At 42.7% G+C, this 17,814-nt stretch carries 19 protein-coding genes and 1 tRNA gene; 9 read left to right on the plus strand and 11 right to left on the minus strand.

Annotated features, from left to right (window positions below):
* The first annotated feature begins 94 nt into the window (after positions 1-94).
* Positions 95-1,780: a DEAD/DEAH box helicase gene (locus GX654_05160; protein NLD36242.1), complete on the plus strand. Its 1,686-nt coding sequence runs from the start codon at positions 95-97 to the stop codon at positions 1,778-1,780.
* A 51-nt stretch (positions 1,781-1,831) separates the two neighbouring features.
* On the opposite strand, the gene GX654_05165 is transcribed toward GX654_05160, so the two are convergent.
* Positions 1,832-2,788, minus strand: a complete 957-nt coding sequence (locus GX654_05165; protein NLD36243.1) for an alpha/beta hydrolase — start codon at positions 2,786-2,788, stop codon at positions 1,832-1,834.
* A 71-nt stretch (positions 2,789-2,859) separates the two neighbouring features.
* Positions 2,860-3,996 carry an MFS transporter gene (locus GX654_05170; GenBank protein NLD36244.1) on the minus strand — a complete coding sequence of 379 codons (1,137 nt, stop codon included), beginning with the start codon at positions 3,994-3,996 and terminating at the stop codon, positions 2,860-2,862.
* A 280-nt stretch (positions 3,997-4,276) separates the two neighbouring features.
* On the opposite strand from GX654_05170, the gene GX654_05175 reads away from it, so the two are divergent.
* The 5 genes from GX654_05175 to GX654_05195 are packed head-to-tail and all read left to right on the plus strand — an operon-like array spanning position 4,277 to position 8,388.
* Positions 4,277-5,956 (plus strand): alkaline phosphatase, encoded by a 1,680-nt coding sequence (locus GX654_05175; protein NLD36245.1) that lies wholly within the window; start codon positions 4,277-4,279, stop codon positions 5,954-5,956.
* A gap of 55 nt (positions 5,957-6,011) precedes the next feature.
* A complete protein-coding gene (locus GX654_05180) occupies positions 6,012-6,494 on the plus strand; it encodes an RNA polymerase sigma factor (protein NLD36246.1) in 483 nt (160 codons plus the stop codon).
* Positions 6,487-7,059: a hypothetical protein gene (locus tag GX654_05185; GenBank protein ID NLD36247.1), complete on the plus strand. Its 573-nt coding sequence runs from the start codon at positions 6,487-6,489 to the stop codon at positions 7,057-7,059. Before GX654_05180 ends, GX654_05185 begins: the two co-directional genes overlap by 8 nt.
* A 2-nt stretch (positions 7,060-7,061) precedes the next feature.
* Positions 7,062-7,397, plus strand: coding sequence for a hypothetical protein (locus GX654_05190; protein ID NLD36248.1), 336 nt, complete (start codon positions 7,062-7,064; stop codon positions 7,395-7,397).
* 52 nt (positions 7,398-7,449) lie between these two features.
* Positions 7,450-8,388, plus strand: coding sequence for a hypothetical protein (locus GX654_05195; GenBank protein ID NLD36249.1), 939 nt, complete (start codon positions 7,450-7,452; stop codon positions 8,386-8,388).
* Positions 8,389-8,616: 228 nt separating this feature from the next.
* On the opposite strand, the gene GX654_05200 is transcribed toward GX654_05195, so the two are convergent.
* Both GX654_05200 and GX654_05205 read right to left on the minus strand, forming a co-directional pair.
* The gene (locus tag GX654_05200; protein ID NLD36250.1) at positions 8,617-8,781 is read right to left on the minus strand and encodes a hypothetical protein; all 165 of its coding nucleotides are present in this window, start codon (positions 8,779-8,781) and stop codon (positions 8,617-8,619) included.
* Positions 8,782-8,875: 94 nt separating this feature from the next.
* Complete coding sequence (locus GX654_05205; GenBank protein NLD36251.1) at positions 8,876-9,136, minus strand: hypothetical protein; 261 nt, start codon at positions 9,134-9,136, stop codon at positions 8,876-8,878.
* Between the two features lie 234 nt (positions 9,137-9,370).
* Here GX654_05205 and GX654_05210 point away from each other — a divergent pair, with 234 nt between their 5' ends.
* From GX654_05210 to GX654_05220, 3 genes are all read left to right on the plus strand, one after another.
* Positions 9,371-10,249 carry a hypothetical protein gene (locus GX654_05210; protein ID NLD36252.1) on the plus strand — a complete coding sequence of 293 codons (879 nt, stop codon included), beginning with the start codon at positions 9,371-9,373 and terminating at the stop codon, positions 10,247-10,249.
* A gap of 121 nt (positions 10,250-10,370) precedes the next feature.
* Entirely contained in the window at positions 10,371-10,709 is a 339-nt protein-coding gene (locus GX654_05215; GenBank protein ID NLD36253.1) for a hypothetical protein, read from the plus strand.
* Positions 10,697-10,897: an addiction module toxin, HicA family gene (locus GX654_05220; protein ID NLD36254.1), complete on the plus strand. Its 201-nt coding sequence runs from the start codon at positions 10,697-10,699 to the stop codon at positions 10,895-10,897. Before GX654_05215 ends, GX654_05220 begins: the two co-directional genes overlap by 13 nt.
* Before the next feature lie 265 nt (positions 10,898-11,162).
* On the opposite strand, the gene GX654_05225 is transcribed toward GX654_05220, so the two are convergent.
* The 7 genes from GX654_05225 to GX654_05255 form a co-directional block, all read right to left on the minus strand.
* Positions 11,163-11,250: transfer RNA gene (locus GX654_05225), tRNA-Leu, on the minus strand.
* 140 nt (positions 11,251-11,390) lie between these two features.
* Positions 11,391-12,452, minus strand: coding sequence for a CehA/McbA family metallohydrolase (locus GX654_05230; protein ID NLD36255.1), 1,062 nt, complete (start codon positions 12,450-12,452; stop codon positions 11,391-11,393).
* An 18-nt stretch (positions 12,453-12,470) separates the two neighbouring features.
* Positions 12,471-14,165 carry a hypothetical protein gene (locus tag GX654_05235; GenBank protein ID NLD36256.1) on the minus strand — a complete coding sequence of 565 codons (1,695 nt, stop codon included), beginning with the start codon at positions 14,163-14,165 and terminating at the stop codon, positions 12,471-12,473.
* On the minus strand, positions 14,140-14,898 hold the full coding sequence (locus GX654_05240) for an ABC transporter ATP-binding protein (GenBank protein NLD36257.1): 759 nt from the start codon (positions 14,896-14,898) through the stop codon (positions 14,140-14,142). The genes GX654_05235 and GX654_05240 overlap by 26 nt, the downstream gene beginning before the upstream one ends.
* Entirely contained in the window at positions 14,891-16,402 is a 1,512-nt protein-coding gene (locus GX654_05245; GenBank protein NLD36258.1) for a transglutaminase domain-containing protein, read from the minus strand. Before GX654_05245 ends, GX654_05240 begins: the two co-directional genes overlap by 8 nt.
* A 229-nt stretch (positions 16,403-16,631) precedes the next feature.
* Entirely contained in the window at positions 16,632-17,288 is a 657-nt protein-coding gene (locus GX654_05250) for a histidinol phosphate phosphatase domain-containing protein (GenBank protein NLD36259.1), read from the minus strand.
* A 6-nt stretch (positions 17,289-17,294) separates the two neighbouring features.
* Positions 17,295-17,795 carry a bifunctional nuclease family protein gene (locus GX654_05255; GenBank protein ID NLD36260.1) on the minus strand — a complete coding sequence of 167 codons (501 nt, stop codon included), beginning with the start codon at positions 17,793-17,795 and terminating at the stop codon, positions 17,295-17,297.
* Positions 17,796-17,814: the final 19 nt, after the last annotated feature.

Consider the following 17,814-nt stretch of genomic DNA (forward strand, 5'->3'; position numbering starts at 1 on the left):
AACCATTTTATTTATTGGATATTAGACCCTGATTTTATTGGAACTGGTCCAGTGGAATCCGGGTTTTTTTATTTTCTGAAAGGAACAGTGTTAAATGATTTTTGAAGATTTACAATTGAAAGATGAATTGTTGCAGGCCGTAAGCGAGCTTGGATATACCACCCCTACCCCCATACAGACAGATGCAATCCCGGAAATTATCAGCGGTGAAAGAGACTTTATAGGTCTTGCCCCCACAGGCACCGGAAAGACCGCCGCCTTTGGTCTGCCTATGATTCAATTGATAGACTTTGACCTGAAACAGACACAGGGGCTTATACTCTGCCCTACCCGCGAACTCTGCGCCCAGATCACCGGCGACCTGAAAAAACTGAGTAAGTATGTAAAGGGCGCAAAGATCGTTGCCATTGCTGGCGGGGCAAGCATGGAAAACCAGATCAGGGATATTAAAAAGGGTGTGCAGATTATTGTTGCCACACCCGGCAGGCTGCTTGACCTTATCAACAGGAAGGTCGTCAAGCTGACTAATGTATCCTATGTTGTACTGGATGAAGCGGATGAGATGCTTAACATGGGCTTCAAGGAGGACCTTGACTCCATACTTGAATCAACACCCGATGATAAAAGGGTATGGCTTTTTTCCGCCACCATGCCTGACGAGGTAGCCCGGATTACAAGGCAGTACATGGATGAACCGGTAACAATCACTGTAGGTGGAAAAAATAAAAGTGCAACCAATATAGAACACCTCAATTATATTATTCATGAAAAGGACAGGTATCAGGCATTAAAGAGGATACTGGATAATGCACCTGACATCTATGGACTTATATTCTGCCGCACACGCATGGAGACCCAGGAAATAGCAGATAAACTTATCAAAGATAACTATGATGCTGATGCCCTGCATGGCGACCTGTCACAGGCAGCAAGAGATCATGTCATGAACAGGTTCAGAAACAGGACACTCCAGATCTTGGTTGCAACCGATGTTGCGGCAAGGGGGCTGGATGTAAAAGAGATAACACACGTTATAAACTACAGGCTGCCTGATGAACCGCAAGTTTATACCCACAGGAGCGGCAGGACCGCAAGGGCGGGTAAATCAGGCACATCCATAGTTATCACCAACCTGAAGGAAAAGTTCAAGGTTACACAGATAGAAAAGAGTTCCGGCATCAAGTTTACCTATGCAAAGGTGCCGGGCGGCTATGAGGTGTGTGAAAAACAACTCTATGCGATGATAAACAGGATGGTAGAGGTTGATGTAGATTATGAAGAGATAGCCCCATTTTTACCACCAGTGTTTGAAACCCTTGAAGGACTTTCAAAGGAGGAGCTGATCCAGAGGTTTGTCTCTCAGGAATTTAACAGGTTTCTTACCTATTACAAAGATGCACAGGATATTAACGCCCCTTTAGGAAGGGCAAGGGATGAAGAGAGGGGTAAAAAGAGGTCAGGGAAGGAACAGGGAAACCTTAGCCAGGGTAAATCCAGACGTCTTTTTATAAATGCAGGGGCGCTGGATGACCTTACCAAAAAAAACCTTGTAAAATCCATTTGCAGCATAAGCGGGATATCCTCTCAGAAGGTAGGCTCCATTGAGATCATGAGGGAGTTCTCATTTGTTGATGTAGATGCAGCCGTTGCAGACAGGGTGGTAAACTCCATGAAGGGTGCAGAGCTGGATGGCAGGGAGATAAATATTGAATATGCAGAGAAGAAAGGCAATAAAGACCGGGGCGCATCTAAGGGTAAAAAGTTTAAGAAAAAGAGATAAGCTGTAGAGATGGGTTTAAAACCCGTCTCTACTCCAGTAAGAGGCAAAACCTTATTTTAAAGCCCTTTTAACCGCATTATCCCTCTCCGCGCTAAACCTTTTTACTACAGATGCAGAGATAATGGAATCAAACCCGTGTGTGGCCCCAGGGTATACATGCAGCTCAGTCGGGACACCTGCCTGCAACAGCCTCTGTGCATACTCTATATCCTCATCAAGAAACAGGTCCAGTTCGCCCACAGCTATATAGGCTGGCGGCAGGCCCGATAGATCCTTTGCCCTTGATGCAGCAGCATATGGAGATACAATGCCATCTTTTATCGAATCACCTAAGTATGCCTTCCATGCAAAGATATTCTTTTCACGATCCCATGTACGCAGGTCTGTTATGGCATGGCTTGAAGGAGTAATGTTACGATCATCTATCATGGGGTAAATGAGGAGCTGAAATGATAATGCTATCTCTCCCCTGTCCCTTGTCATAATTGCAAGCCCTGCTGCAAGCCCGCCACCTGCGCTCCCTCCTCCTATGGCCACCCTTGTTTTATCTATGCCCAGGCTTTCCGCATTATTTACCATCCATTTGAGGCTCGCATAACAGTCTTCAACAGGCGCAGGGAATGGGTTTTCAGGCGCAAGCCTGTAGTTTGTGGAGACCATAACACACCCGGTATTTACACACATCGAGCGCATGGTGTAATCATCCGCTGTAAGGTCTCCAAGCAGATACCCTCCGCCATGTATCCAGAGCATGGCTGGTCTTTTCCCAGTTTCTGCCTCTGGTGTATATACTCTTACAGTAATATCCGGTGCACCCTTTGGTCCGGGGATTGATAAATCCCTTGAACTGACACCTTTTACAGCAGGCATCATCGATACCATCCGGCCAAATATCTCATCACTCATCTTCCTTGCTGTATCGAGATCATCAAAATTTAAAGAGCCATCCGCAGGGATCATCTCAAGCGCCGGGGCAAGCTCCGGGTCTATCCGTTTCATAAGATCCATAACTATTCTCTCCTCTTTTAGATTCTAACCTTAAACCGTAAACCTCACACCGTAGACCTCAAACCGTATTTTTATACCTCTTTCAATTTCCCCACAAGCATACACGCTGCGACAATAATCACCCCTGTACCGAGTATGCCTGCCTGAAAGCTCCATCTATCTGCTATTGCACCTAAGACTATGGGTGAAAGCCCCGGTCCTATGATCCCTGACATGCTCATCAGTATGCCCGTAAAGACACTGCGTTCACTCAATGTTGTAAGCCTTGATATGGCAACTAACCCAGCAGGGAAAAACACAACACTGAAGGTCGCCTGAAGGAATAATACTGAGCTTAAGAGCCAGGGGGCGCTGATTACTGCTATAGCTATTGTTGTTATTCCCGCTGCAAACAGCAGGACAAAAAGCAGTTTTTTGAGGTTGAACCGGTCTATAATAAAACCCACTGAGATCATGGCGATAAACCCACCGATCCTGGAAATACCGAATATGGTGTTGGCAGTCTCTATCGGGATCCCCCGCTCCTTTACCAGGAACAGGGGAATAACATTGAATATACCCATGCTGGCAACTGCGCATGAACTCCACAGTGCGGTCATGATCCAGAAATCCTTACTTTTTACAATCTCCATCATACCGCCCTTTTCTATCTTTTCCGGTCTCGGGTCAGGGGATGTAACATGGAGTATGACACCAAGTATCAGGCATGCAGCGCTCATGATCAGAAAGATATTTTTCCAGTTCATTACAGAGATGATCATGGTAACCATAAACGGGACAGTAAGCATGCCGAAGCCTGCAGCAGTCTCATGAACGGATATTGCCTTACCCCAGTTGTCACGGCTGAAGACCGCGGTTATGAGAGGTATTCCGCATGGTAGGTAAATGCCTGAAGCGAGCCCCAAAAGAAAAGCAATTGAGGCAAAGGATACATAGGATGTGGCAAAGCGCATTATAATAAAGGCAATGGTCATACCGTAAAAGGAGACCAAAATGGAGCGTTTGTAACCTATCTTAAGTGACATGAAACCGGCATAAAAGACAGATATGGTATTCCCTATCCAGAAACAGAAAAAGAGAACGCCTGCCATTGCATGGGTAATGGCAAATTCATCCTCTATCAGTGGCATCAGTGGTGAGGTGATGGATTTAGCGATAAAGTTCACATACCACAGTGTCCAGAACAGGAGTAAAAGAAAAATCTTCATAAAAATACTCAAGAATGAATTGACGAAAATTAAAAAGCGCTAATTTTCACCACGGAGGACACGGAGGTCATGGAGAGCTAATTTTTTATGTTTTACTCCGTGCTCTCCGTGCTCTCTGTGGTTAAAACAAAATCTAATTTTTTACGTTATTGTACACTTATTAATAATAATATCTTTATTAGTTGACCCTGTATCTCTTTGCAAGGATATTTATGGGGTTGACATAATGAATAATAATTTTATTTAATGAATCATTTTAAATAAGGAGAATATTACAAAAATGAATGTAAACCGGTTTTATCTTTTCACTGTTCTTTTACTTACGCTTTCTATTTCAGGGTGTACAAGTCATATTACTATTACTGGTAAAAATCTTGAAAACACGGAGAAAAAATATAAAAATGTCATAGTCATGGTGCCTGATGGCTGCTCCATGAGCATACAGACACTTGCCCGCCTTTATAAAGGCGCGGACATAAACCTTGATAAACTCCTTACAGGTTCGGTTAGGACATACTCTGCCAATTCTGTTATTACTGACTCTGCTGCTGCTGCCACTGCCTTTGCAACAGGCCATAAGACCACATCAGGATTTATAGGCGTAGCGCCCCGCGCCAAAGACCTTTTGCCCTGGGTTACCCCTGAGGTCCCTCCATATTATCCCATTCCAACTATCCTTGAGGGGGCTAAATTATCCGGGAGATCAACAGGTGTTGTTGTGACAAGCACAATACCCCATGCAACCCCGAGCGGTTTTGCGGCCCACTCATCATCACGCTTTATGCCGGATGACATCATGGAACAGATGGTTCACCAGAATCTGGACGTGGCATTTGGAGGGGGCATGGTTCATCTTTTACCTGAAGGAGAATCATTTAAAACAGATGATGGAAAGAGCTGGAAAGGTACCAGAAAAGATACAGAGAACCTGATGAATACCCTCAAAGAAATGGGCTACAGCATCATAAGCAGCAAAGATGAACTGGCTGAAGTTAAAGGCAAAAAGGTATGGGGTCTTTTTAATGGCACTGACCTTGTACCAGACATAGACCGGGATGAACTTAATCCCACGCAGCCATCCCTTGCAGAGATGACAAAAAAGGCGATTGAGATACTTACAACCAATGAAAAGGGTTTTCTTATGGTGGTTGAGGGGAGCCAGGTAGACTATGCAGGCCATGCACATGACCCGGCCTATATGGTGACAGAGTTTCTGGCCTTTGATGAGGCTGTAGGTGTTGCTGTGGATTTTGCAAAAACGAATAATGACACAATAGTGGTGATCTTTCCTGATCATGATACAGGCGGATTAAGCATAGGTAACAACAGCGAGATGGGGCGCAAATACGGGAATACAACGGTTGATACACTTATAACGCCTTTGAAAAAGGCAACTACTACTATTCAGGGGCTGCTTGAACTTGCATATCAGGATAATACATCTACCACAGAAGAGATAAAGGGACTTTTTAAAGACAAATGGAACCTTGACCTTACCGAGGTCCAGGCAGAAGAGATATTAAAATTCAAGAAATTTCCTTATGGTGTTGCAGATTATATCTCAAACAACTTCACAGTAATCGGCTGGACAACAGGAGGCCATTCAGGCGTTGATGTGCCCCTGTGGGTTTACACCCCGTATGATTATACTCCGCTCAGGGGAAACATAAACAATACAGATATACCCATTAACCTTGCAAAGATGATGGATATTGACCTTAGAATGATAGGTGATGAGCTGTTCGTCGACGCACAAAGTGTATTCCCTGATTCAAAGATTACAGAGGATAAGACAGGGCGGATCTTCGAGACAGGTAAATTTAAAATCCCTGTTAATAAAAATATTGTGATGAATGGGGATAAGATTACAAGTACAAAGGGTGTCTCGGTCTTTATCAGTGAGATAAACAAATTTTTTATACCCAAGGAGATGGTAAGGGTAATAGAGGGTAAAAAATAGGATTAAATAATTAACCGGATGTAACCTTTTGGCCTTTTAAACGTTAAAAAAGCAAATGGATAATTTTCAGGACTTTTACAGGAAGCAAAATAAAAGCCTGTTTTCCTATCTGATGCGGATGACAGACGACTATTATTTATCCATGGATATAATGCAGGAGAGTTTTTTACGCTGTTTTGAGAGGTACAGGGATAAAACCCTTAATATCTCATTGCTTTACACGATAGCGCGCAACCTGTTTATTGATTTTACGCGCAGGGAAAAAAGAAAGTCGCCGCTTGAACAGGATACAGCGGATCAGAATGCGGACATTGAGAATGAATACAGGGTTAAACAGGAATACAGGAAGGTTATTAACGCAATGAAGAGGCTTGAAAAAGATGAAAGGGAGATACTGGCACTGACGCTGAACGAAGAGCTGAAATACAGGGATATTGCTTCCATAATGGGGATTAACGAAGGTAATGTTAAGATCAGGGTGCACAGGGCGCGTTTAAAACTGAGGGAATTTTTAAGTGAGGGGAATAACCATGAATGATTCTATCAGCCTGTATATTGATGATGAACTGAATCTTGATGAAAAGATAGATTTTGTAAAAAGGATACATGATGAGGAGCAGTTCTACTCTGAGGCTGTTGACCTCCTTGTGCAGGAAAGACTGCTTTGCTCTGATGTTGTTGAGGAGATACCGCAGATATCTCTTAAAGAGAAATCTAAAATATTCAATCTCCAGTTCCTGCGCCCCTATTTCAGGGTAGCGGAATTCGGGGTTGTTGCTGTGCTTCTGGTTATATTTATTGCAGTCAGGGTCCCTGTAAAAAGAGAGGTGGTTAGAGTTGAATCCGTCTCAAAGAGATTTGTTGTCTACATGCCAGATTCTCAAAATGTGCAGATTGCCGGGAGTTTTACAAACTGGAACAGTGTGCCCATGAAGATGGTCGGCCCCAGCGGTTACTGGGAGATAGAACTGGATGTGACCAGAGGAGAGCACAAATATGTATTTATAATAGGGGATGACAAAAAGATAGCTGACCCTACCATATTGTTAAGAGAAAGGGATGATTTCGGCAGCGAAAACAGTGTTATCCTGGTGGAGGCATAGGTATGAAAATAAGCCTCCTTATTTTTTCAGTATTTTTGTTATGTTCCAATGGATGCGCTGTTCAGCAGTATAAAATAGTAAATAATGAACTCCGTATCTATCTTAAGGACAATGATGCTGAAAAGGTCTATTTACATACCTCCCTTGATGAGTATGCCCCGCAGGAGGTTATAAAAGATGAGTCAGGGCTGTGGGTTTCAGTTCTTCCGGCTGATATGGAGTTTAAATATTTTTATATGATAGACGACAAAATGTTTGTTCCTGAATGCAGCATGAATGAAAAGGATGATTTTGGTTCAGTCAACTGTGTTTATATCCCCCTCCTGGGGATGCAGTGATCATCTTTCAATTCGTTTTCAGGAATTTACAGGTTTAAATTGTGAGGATAAAATGGATATAGCAAAAATTATTTTAAAGGGTCTGTTCCTGGTACTTCTACTACCTTCGGTATTAGTAGCTGATGTACTGGATGATGAACTCCCTGCAAATACCCCTGTTCAGATAAAAGAGAGGGCAAGGGAGGTTATCAACCTTGGGGTTGAAAACCAGGGGGTTATGAAGATGACTAAAGCAATGGTTCAAAACAAATTTACTGAACAGCAGATGGTCAGGGCCTATGATATTATTGGAGAGGCCAAAAAAAACGGGGTTCCTGTCGAACCTGTAATGAACAAACTGCATGAGGGTATAGTAAAGCGTGTACAGAGCCAGAACATCATCATGGCAATGGAAAAGGTTAGTAAAAGATATCAGAGCGCAGCCCAGTATGCATACAGCATGAGTGACAGTGAAGAAGAGACTGATGCGCTGACAGGAGATATTGCTGAATCACTTGCTGCCGGTATGACAGACAATGATATAGAAATGATAGGCGAGATGCTGGATCAGGCTCAGATTCAACCAAAAGAAAAATCACCGCTTAAAATGCAGACCCTTGCTACAGTAAAGACTATGACGCGTACAGGTGCAGGGTCAACATCGGTTGTAAATACTATAAGGGCAGCCCTTAAAAAGGGTTATGATCAGGGTAAAATGAAGGGTCTTGAAAAGGCATTTGTCAATCAGGTAAGAGGGAATCATAACCCTTCAGATATAGCTGAGGCCTTGACCAGAGGGATAAAGGCGGGTGTATCACTGGATGAAATGGGTCGGCAGGGCTATATGAATTCTGCCGGATCAGCAGGCGCTGGCGGTTATGGGACTGGTTATGGGGCAGGTAATGGAGCGGGCATGGGCGGCGCAGGAGGCATATCCGGCGGTTCCGGTTCCGGAGGCATGGGCGGTTCAGGACATGGTTCTGGCGGAGGTGGCGGTAGAGGTGGAAGATAGAGAAATCTATAGATATCGTGATTAATATGCCGCCCAGATGTGGCTGATATATTAATAGAAAACATACCATCAAAAAAATAAAGCCCCGTGGGAGCGGCATTTATTCAAGTGAATAAAACAATGGTGGAAATAACTGTAGGGGCGAATAATTATTCGCCCCTACAAATGTTCTATAACCTGGTCTTTAGATTTATTTCACAATATTTTGAACAGTAATGAACTAAAAAATCAATTCCCACCTGGCCCTGGTGATGGGGGAGATGGATATCCGCTCCCATCAGGTATACCGTCACCGGAGTTGGGTGCAGGCCCCGGCCCGTTTCCTGCATTGGCAGGTGTAAAGGCAAAAATCGTAAACATTGAAATTACAAAAACCATAATCATCTTTTTCATTTTGCTCCTCCATTATAAGTTATTAATAAAAGCCAGGAGTATCTCCTGGCCATTTTGATGAATCGTTGTAATATAAGCTGACAAGAGTAAGCCGCTATTTACAAGATCCATCGCGTTTCTGTATCCTGTCCCTGGTCATATCCCCTGTACCGCTTTTTACTGCTGTGCCCTTGTTTGTATTAAGGCGTGACTGTGTCCGTATCTTTGTCTGGCTCTTAATCTGACTCTGGGTAACAGCCCCTTTACCCATTGACCCGGAATACATTTTCCCATTTCCACCCTTTCCGCCTGCAAAGACAAAAGAAGAAAACATAAAAACTGCTGCTGTTGAAAATACCAATAATTTTTTCGTCATTTTTAGACCTCCTTGATCTCTATTCGGCACAGGATATTTGTCTGTACCTGTAAAAGCTTTATTCTGGCTATATAACGAATGAAGTTCTGAAAGGTTACAGACTTTTTCTGGGTCGAACCTGATGGATGATTTTAGTTTAATTTTCTTGACACATATTAACACCCGGCCTATGTTCATAACCATATTATCGGTGTTCCTATCACAGAATAAATAAAATCAAATCAGGAGGGTTACATGATGAAAAGGGTACAGAAATGGGCCATTGTAGCAGGTTTGTTTATGACTATTGGGTTCAGCGCTTCTTATGCCTCTGCTCAAACCGAATGCACACGGGATAATTTAAAGGCCATCACAGGCCAGTTTTTAGCATCCATTGAATCGCACAAACCAGCGGACGCTCCCCTTGCCTCAAATGCAAGGTATACAGAAAACGGCTTAGATGTGGCAACAGGCAAGGGCACATGGGAGACAGCAGGAAAGGTGATCTTTAAACGAACAATGGTGGATACCAAAAAATGTGGTACACACACCCAGACTATTATCGAGGAAAACGGCAAGCAGATCCTTTATGGTATAAGGCTCAAGGTGGAAAAAGGCAAGATATCAGAGATAGAGGCCATTGTTGTGAGAGGCAAAGAGGTACTTGATACCAAGGCCATAATGGATACAGTAAATCAGGACTGGGAAGACCCCCTTCCGCCCCAGCAGCGCAGCTCCCGCCTCGCAATGATAGCGGTAGCAGATGATTATTTTGAACTGTTCGTAAAGGATAAAAAGCGTGTGGTATCTGACCTGGCCTATTCAGGCTTCTGTGACAGATGGGAGAACGGCGCAATAACAACAAAGGGTGGCATGAACCAGAATGTTATAATGCCCAAGCATGACTGCTCACCAGAGGGTTTTGCCGACATGACCGAAACCCATGGCAAGAGACGCTTTCTTGTGGATGAGGAGACAGGTGTTGTTGTTGCCTATATGCTCTTTAATAATTCATGGCCTGATTTCCATATGTTCAAAATTAATAATGGCCTTGTTGTATGGATCCAGGCATATTTTGAATACAGCAAGACATATAAGACCATGGGTTGGCCTGATGAGCCTGCGTGCGAATAATTAAGATGGTCGGGGATAAACCCCAATGTTGTTGGATTAAAATTATTGATCGTCATTCCCCGACTTAATCCTGTTTAAAGCGGATGTTGACATTTTACACGTTTTTAGGGAGCAATAAAAAATGAAAGTAAAGGTTGAGTTTACCGCTACACTGCCCATTAAAATATTAAAAATAAAGAAATGGCATGTTGCTTCATGCCCTATTCTGGATGTTTTTTCACAAGGTGACACAGAAAAAATTGCCAAAAAGAACCTTTCAGAAGCTCTATCTTTATTTTTCAGGTCTTGCTTTGAAAGAGGCACACTTGATGCTGTTTTAAAACAATGTGGTTTCAGTGTTACAGAACCCGAAAACTCCCAAATAGAACAGAAAAGCAGTATTGTAGATAGAGAGGATTACATAAATATACCGATACCCTTTCTTGTTACTCAAAACCCACAAGCAGAATGTCACGTATAACACCAGTAAAATGGAAAACCCTTGAATGTATTTTTTTAAAAGATGGTTTTCTATTTGAAAGACAAGAAGGTGACCACCGTTCCTATTCTAAGAAAAATGTATTAAGACCGATTGTCATTCCTTCATATAACGAAATTGATGTTGATATAATTAAAAGCAATATGAGAACAGCCGGAATGACAAGATAACGATACTTTGAATTATTAATAAAATGTAGATGATTCTTGTATCTTTTTTATACCTTTAAACAAGCCTATCTGCACCCCTTTTAAACTATTTCCTGAATAAAGGGTATCAATCGGGTAACAGCCTAATAATCTGCTTAATACTGGAATATAACTTTCTGCTTACTTTTCTTACTTAATGATTTTTAAACTGCTTACTATGTGCTTACTTTTAGATTCAGGGAAATAAAAAAGGGTTAAAGCAAAAATGCTGAAACCCTTGTCTTTATGGTGCCTAGGACGAGACTTGAACTCGTACGGGACTAGGTCCCGAGGGATTTTAAGTCCCTTGCGTCTACCAATTCCGCCACCCAGGCAATTATAAAGGGCTTTTTTAATAATATGATGGAGTTATGTCAAGCTATATTTGATATCGTCTAAATTCTTTTCATCTTTGAACATTGAATCTTAGATCTTTGAGCTTTCACCTTTGAGCTTTCAGCTTTGAGCCTTGAGCTTATCTTAAATACACCGGGTTGGTAAATATCCAGGGCCGCCATCCGAAAACAGAGACATACTTATAGACCTCCACCCTGTAGACACCCTTTTCCTTTACACGGTATACCGCCTCCATGCCACGATGTTTATAAACCGTTTCACCATTCCTTATAACCCTTATCTCTCCCTTTGATGGGAGTTCAATGACAAGGTTTCCCGTGCTCCTGAATTTATCTTCCTCACCCATCAGGAGGTCTGAGCCATCATCAGACAAAAGATAGAATTTAAAACCCCTTGCAGGGGCCAGCCTGTCATTAGCAATAAATAGCCGCCCTGCCTTCATGGCGTCATATATATCGGTCTTTGCAGCGTTAAAATCCTTATAAAAACGTTTTTTAAGAAATATATGGATATTAATGGAATTAAGCAGAAACCCATATGAGAGAAATGTTGCCCTGACAAACCAGAGTTTAAACACGGTCCCGTGTGCATCAGACCCGCCAACAGCAACAACCTTTCTATTCTGGCAGAGTTTATCCCAGTAGCTTAAAGTTTCACGGCTTGGCCCTTTAAGGGCCAGTACCTTGAAACAGATATGAAACAGGCCATGGAATACAGATTTTATACGCTCCTTCCATCTTGATGAAAAATTCCAGATACATATGCCGGTAAAACCTGTCACTGAAAGGTCATGCCACCTGTAGGCAATGGATTTTTCCATGAAGGGCATGCCCTTTTCAAAGGGGTGTGCCATAAAACCGAAACCTCCCTGTTCATTTACCATGTCTATCACCTTCTGGGGAGATGCATCTTCATTATCAGGTATGGCCTTTATGTCATATGCAAGGTAATGGTGGCTATCTTTACCTATCTCAGCCCCTATAAGAAGAGCAAATGGCCCGGTTCCATAGAGCCCCTCATCATCAAGACTGAAATTCTCATTCATATGACCGTGATCATTGAAACAGATAAAATCGATCCCGTTTCTGGCTGCCTTTTCAGCTATTTCAGTATAACTGCCCCTGCCATCAGAATGGCTTGAGTGAACATGTATGTTACCCACATACTCATGATTGAACATAAGAAGATTCCCCGGATCCTATTCAAATTTCTTAAGCGCCTCAATTCCCATTTTCATGGGTTTATATATAGTAAATAGAGTTATTGCAATCACAAGAATAAATGAGCCTGAAATCATTACCCATTCCCCGGATGTAATTGACCTCTTGTAGAGATCCGCGCTGAAAAAGATGTATACAGGCCCTGCCTCAAGCATGATGATAACAGACATGTAAATAGCGCTTAAAATCATGTAAACAAGCCCGCCGAAACCTGTTGAGACCTGTGTGATATTCTCATATTTGAATCTTGGATAGAGGGCGCCCAGGCCTATACCAAGAGATACAATGGCAAACACGCTGAAAAACATGGTGACCGAGGAGAGGATCATCATGAATGTTGAAACATCAAGAAGCCGGTTGGTTGCAATTATGAGTATCTCACCCAGTGCAAGCATAGGGAAAATATAGATAAGGTATTTTCCTACAAGGAATCTTTTTATGGAGAGAGGCGATTTTCGTATGATCCAGAAAGAGCTCCCCTCAGCACTCACAGCAGGGAACACAAACCTTACAGATATGGATGCAAGCACAAAACTGGCTAAGCCAAGGTTTAAAAAGGCCACTGTGTTTTGCAGAAAGTCGAGCCTTATGGCGCTTCTTTCAAGGGGGAGGACACTGAAATTATACAGATAGACCGCAACAAGGGCACCAAGGAGCAAAAGCTGAGACCACTGGGTATTGTCCCTGAAAAATATACGCACATCCTTCTCAAGTATCGCCCCGGTATCATCTCCCATTGGTTTTTTCATCACCCTTACAGCCATATCAAGAAACCCCTTCCCGGCCCTTCTCCTCTTTGCCTCCTGTGATTTTGAGAAACCGTTAAAATAGACTGAACCTGCAACCCATATATTGATCACCATAAGTGCAAGGGCTGTTGACCATAGCAGCATTATATTAAAAAGGTTACTCTCTCCTGCCCTGCGGCTTATATGGCTCCATAGCACATCGGTGATCCAGTTTGTGGGCAGAAACGGGTGGTCAGGGGCCTCAAGCACACTCACATACTGCATTATGCTGAAAAAGGCATCAGGGTCAACCAACCGCTCAGGTCTGATGAGCCTGAACATCAGGTAAAGGGTTATTACAGCAAAGACCATGAATATCATGATAATGTCCCTTGTCTTCTGGGCAGGGAATATGCTTACCATGATTACAGTAATAAAGATACCTGCTGCCGAGGCAATGATGGAGAGGGCTAGCCCCAGGTGAAACAGGTCAAAATAGAATAAAAATCCCGGTTTAAATACCCATCCATAGGCCATCATGACAGGGAGCCCGAATATGATCACCATCCATGAACTGTCAAACAGGGTAAAGATCACCCTGCTGATAAAGACCTCTCCAAGGCTGGCAGGCGATGAGTGGCACAGCTCAAGATCATTTGAAAGATAGAGATTGGAAAGTGAGGTAATGATATTGCTGAATACAAGCAGGCTGAAAAAGGTCAGAAAGACCATTGAAAGAAGATAATTAGCCAGTATATCGCCTATGATCTCTGTTGATCTGAAATAGGAAAGCACCCGTGATGACAGCACAAACATGAGAGTCCAGAAAATAAGCCCCACTGCAAGCATAACAAGAGCCTTTTTCCTGGCACCAGGTTCTGCTGAGGAGATACTGTTCTTTAAAGCCAGTATCCTTACACTAAGAAGCAGAAAGAGATTTTTCATGTGCGAGCATTGCCCCTTCTGTAAGTTTTAAAAATACATTCTCAAGGCTGCCGTCCACACCGGCCTTTCTTTTAAGCTCATCCGGGCTTCCAATAGCTATTATTTTACCAGACTGTATTATTGCCACCTCGTCACAGATTTCCTGGGCAATATCAAGTGAATGGGTAGAGACAAAGACAGTCTTGCCCCTGTCTGCCTCATTTCTGAATATATCCTTGACCAGCCTTGCGCCCCTTGGGTCAAGCCCTACCATGGGTTCATCAACTATCAGCACCTTCGGGTCATGCAGCAGGGCAGAACACATGACAAGCCTCTGTTTCATGCCATGTGAATAGCTCTCAACCAGTTCATCAGACCAGTGGCTTAGCTCAAAGATCTCAAGGAGTTCCATAATCCTCTTGTCAGGATCCATAACCCCTTTCAGGCCGTAAAGCCCCCCTATAAAGCGAAGGAACTCAATACCTGTGAGCTTTTCATATATGAATGGCCTGTCAGGTATAAAACCTGTTATCCTTTTTATCTCCTCCGGGTATTCGTTTAGATCCATATTATTGATGATGATCCTGCCCTCTGAAGGCTGTAGAATACCTGCCATCATCCTCAGGGTGGTAGTTTTTCCTGCGCCGTTTGGCCCCAGGAATCCATAGATAATACCCTCCCGCACCTTGAGGCTGACATTGTCAACAGCCCTTAAACCTTTGTACCTCTTTGTAAGGTTGGTAAGTTCAATTATATTCAAAGTCTATTACCTCGATAGCAAGTTTTCCGATTACAGCCATGATCTCTACCTGTTTATCTATATTCCCCCTTAAAAGGGTTATATGCGAAACATCCGCAGGAAACTGGTTCATGGTGGGGTCAATTGTAATCCACTCCCCTGTATATACCTCGACCCATGCATGATAATAAAAATTTTCCCTTGTATACACAAGGCCTGTTGATATCCTTGCAGGGATACCAACAGCCCTTAAGAGGGCAGTTAATAGGATTGCATGCTCATTGCAGTCGCCTGTCATTGTCTCAAGCACCTCTGTTGCGCTGGGGATACTTATAACAGGCCGCTTTTCTATGTTGGTATAGACCCATTCCATCATCTTTTGGGAAAGGATAACAGGGTCTTTAATATTTCCTGCTATCTTCTGTGCTTTACTGATAATTGCATCCTCATCACTCTCAATATTGTATTCAGGGGCAAGATATTTTTTCATATCTGGCTCTTCAACTGTATAGGGAACCCTGTAACCGGCCCTGAAGGGCCCCTCTTCTACTGTAACACTCAATATACCATTTATGTATTTCTGTCTTTCTCCTGAAATGTCTGCAAGGTCAAATCCTGTATCTTCAATGCCTTTAAGCCGGATTGTAAGCCCTTTTAATCTTTTTGTGTCAGGAAGTTTTTTATCCGTGCGCACAACAGTAACTTCATAGAAGTCTTCTACCCCATCTTCAATATTTAAAGGCGCATTGGCAGGGCTGGATTTTACCATTGTTAACCCCATTATACTCTGCTCTTTAAGAATATCACCATTCATATCGAACCAGAAATTGAGCCTGGCGCCCATGACCTCCCCTTCTACCATGAATGTATCATACTCAATATTATTAATTTTGATTTTTTCTCTTGAAATAACTTTAAAGGTGGCCTGCCTTTGCATCATGGTTGCCGGATCAAAAAATGTCGTATTAAAACTTTCACCAGGAACAGGTTTAATATTTCTAAACATATGATCAAGTCCGCTGCTTATTACAGGTGTCTCATTCAATCTTATCTCCTTTACTTTACCTCTTCTACCTGTTCCGGTAGTTATTTTAAGCAGATTCCCCTCGACCTTTCCCGTGATCCTGTAATTTATGACACCCGAATTCATCTTGAAAAAGAAATTTTTAAGTCGGAAACTCTCATCTACACTGGCCTGTGTAATGGTGTAAAGCCCCTTTTCAAAACCCATAAGGTTCAGTTTAAGGAACAACTCATCCTGTATGTAGTAACCCCCTTCAAAGGGTTTAAGGGCGGTTACAGCATACCCTACCTTTTTATTATTAAGAAATATCTCCTTCCAGTCCTGTCTTGCCTCACCGGCCTTAACATTAATAGCAGCAGACTGAACAGGATCATTGTAAAGGTAGTGTTTCCTAAAAAGGATGGAGAGCATCACTACCCAGAAAATTACAATCAGTATGCCTGTAAGATTTAAAATGTTTCGTTTCTTTCCGATCATATTAGTACTGTATTTCATAAATTCAATGTCATATGAAATATAACGTTATCATTCACCACGGAGGACATCCGCCTTCGCTGAATCTATAGCGGGACAGGCGGAGAGCACGGAGAAAAGCTTTATAAATAAATCTCCGTTCTCTCCGTGGTTAAAAATATATTATCGTATTTCCTTATAATATATGCGTATAATGATGTGAGTCAAGGCGGTATTCTTTTCTTCTTTAACAGGGCCTGAATGCAAAAGGCTAAATTTCATATCCCGCTTTTTCAACCAGACTGCGTGAATTCGCAAGCATTTTAGATAAAAAACCATCAGGTAGCCCTGCGCCCTTTATAACCTTCTCTGCAAAGGCATCTGTTATAATATTCCCAGGTTCATGGCAGTCTGAATCAAGAACCATTTTAGCGCCATTTTCCAGAGCAAGCCTTGCCACATGACCGTTTGTAAGGCTGTGGCCTGACCTTGATGTTATCTCAAGAAAAACACCCTTTTCTGCTGCAAGCATTACCTCTTCAGGTGTTATTAAACCTGGATGAGCCAGTATATCAATGCCCGCCTCTATACCTGCGAGGTTTGTACCGGGAGCAACCGGTTCCACAATGGTCTCACCATGCAGAACGATTATTTTTGCGCCCAGAGCCCTTGCCTCTCTAACAAGGCCGGCAATCAAAGGTGGAGGGACATGGGTAATCTCTATACCGGGTATGACAGTAACAGACTGTGCCCTGTTCAGTTCATTCGCAACCCTGATTATCCTAGGGATAGTAAAATCCACATTTGACTGGTCAGCATGGTCAGTTATAGCTATAGCCCTGTAACCTGCTGCCTCATATCTTCTTGTAAGCTCCGCAGGTATAAGCACACCATCGCTGAATATTGAATGTGAATGAAGGTCTATCATCATTTTTTACATCTTGTATTTGCCGAAGTCTTCGGGATTGAGGTTTTCAAGTATCTCCTGCCACTTCTTGCCCTCTTCGGTCTTTACCTCAGGTTCAGCACTCATAAGATCAATATGCCTTGACTTGTCTATAACCTCTTCAGAGACAAAAATCGGGGCATTTACCCTTAGTGAAAGGGCCAGTGCGTCACTAGGCCTTGCATCTACCTGCATCAGGCCTCCATTATGAGCAATGTGAATAAGGGCATAGTAGACATTATTTTTAAGATCGCAGATCTCTATCTTTTCAACCTTTACATCAATCATATCGAGTATATTTTTTAATAGGTCATGGGTCATGGGTCTGTCAAAATCTATCTTTTCCATCTTGCTGGCTATGGCTGTAGCCTCCATAAGCCCTATCCATATGGGCAGTGTCTTTTCACCATAGACCTCTTTCAGAATAACAATCGGACTGTTCGTTATCGGGTCCATTGTCAGCTTGGATATGGTCATTGGTTTAAACATTATTGTCTCCCTTGAAATT

Source organism: Desulfatiglans sp. (genome assembly GCA_012513605.1).
GTDB lineage: Bacteria > Desulfobacterota > DSM-4660 > Desulfatiglandales > HGW-15 > JAAZBV01.

Excerpts from the sequence above, each read along its gene's own strand:
- GX654_05195 (NLD36249.1), top strand. The coding sequence starts at position 7,450 with ATGGATATAGCAAAAATTATTTTAAAGGGTCTGTTCCTGGTACTTCTA.
- GX654_05220 (NLD36254.1), top strand. The coding sequence starts at position 10,697 with ATGTCACGTATAACACCAGTAAAATGGAAAACCCTTGAATGTATTTTT.
- GX654_05235 (NLD36256.1), bottom strand. The coding sequence starts at position 14,165 with ATGAAAAATCTCTTTCTGCTTCTTAGTGTAAGGATACTGGCTTTAAAG.
- GX654_05210 (NLD36252.1), top strand. The coding sequence starts at position 9,371 with ATGATGAAAAGGGTACAGAAATGGGCCATTGTAGCAGGTTTGTTTATG.
- GX654_05170 (NLD36244.1), bottom strand. The coding sequence starts at position 3,996 with ATGAAGATTTTTCTTTTACTCCTGTTCTGGACACTGTGGTATGTGAAC.
- GX654_05230 (NLD36255.1), bottom strand. The coding sequence starts at position 12,452 with ATGTTCAATCATGAGTATGTGGGTAACATACATGTTCACTCAAGCCAT.
- GX654_05160 (NLD36242.1), top strand. The coding sequence starts at position 95 with ATGATTTTTGAAGATTTACAATTGAAAGATGAATTGTTGCAGGCCGTA.
- GX654_05180 (NLD36246.1), top strand. The coding sequence starts at position 6,012 with ATGGATAATTTTCAGGACTTTTACAGGAAGCAAAATAAAAGCCTGTTT.
- GX654_05255 (NLD36260.1), bottom strand. The coding sequence starts at position 17,795 with ATGTTTAAACCAATGACCATATCCAAGCTGACAATGGACCCGATAACG.
- GX654_05245 (NLD36258.1), bottom strand. The coding sequence starts at position 16,402 with ATGAAATACAGTACTAATATGATCGGAAAGAAACGAAACATTTTAAAT.
- GX654_05165 (NLD36243.1), bottom strand. The coding sequence starts at position 2,788 with ATGGATCTTATGAAACGGATAGACCCGGAGCTTGCCCCGGCGCTTGAG.
- GX654_05205 (NLD36251.1), bottom strand. The coding sequence starts at position 9,136 with ATGACGAAAAAATTATTGGTATTTTCAACAGCAGCAGTTTTTATGTTT.
- GX654_05250 (NLD36259.1), bottom strand. The coding sequence starts at position 17,288 with ATGATAGACCTTCATTCACATTCAATATTCAGCGATGGTGTGCTTATA.
- GX654_05190 (NLD36248.1), top strand. The coding sequence starts at position 7,062 with ATGAAAATAAGCCTCCTTATTTTTTCAGTATTTTTGTTATGTTCCAAT.
- GX654_05175 (NLD36245.1), top strand. The coding sequence starts at position 4,277 with ATGAATGTAAACCGGTTTTATCTTTTCACTGTTCTTTTACTTACGCTT.
- GX654_05215 (NLD36253.1), top strand. The coding sequence starts at position 10,371 with ATGAAAGTAAAGGTTGAGTTTACCGCTACACTGCCCATTAAAATATTA.
- GX654_05200 (NLD36250.1), bottom strand. The coding sequence starts at position 8,781 with ATGAAAAAGATGATTATGGTTTTTGTAATTTCAATGTTTACGATTTTT.
- GX654_05185 (NLD36247.1), top strand. The coding sequence starts at position 6,487 with ATGAATGATTCTATCAGCCTGTATATTGATGATGAACTGAATCTTGAT.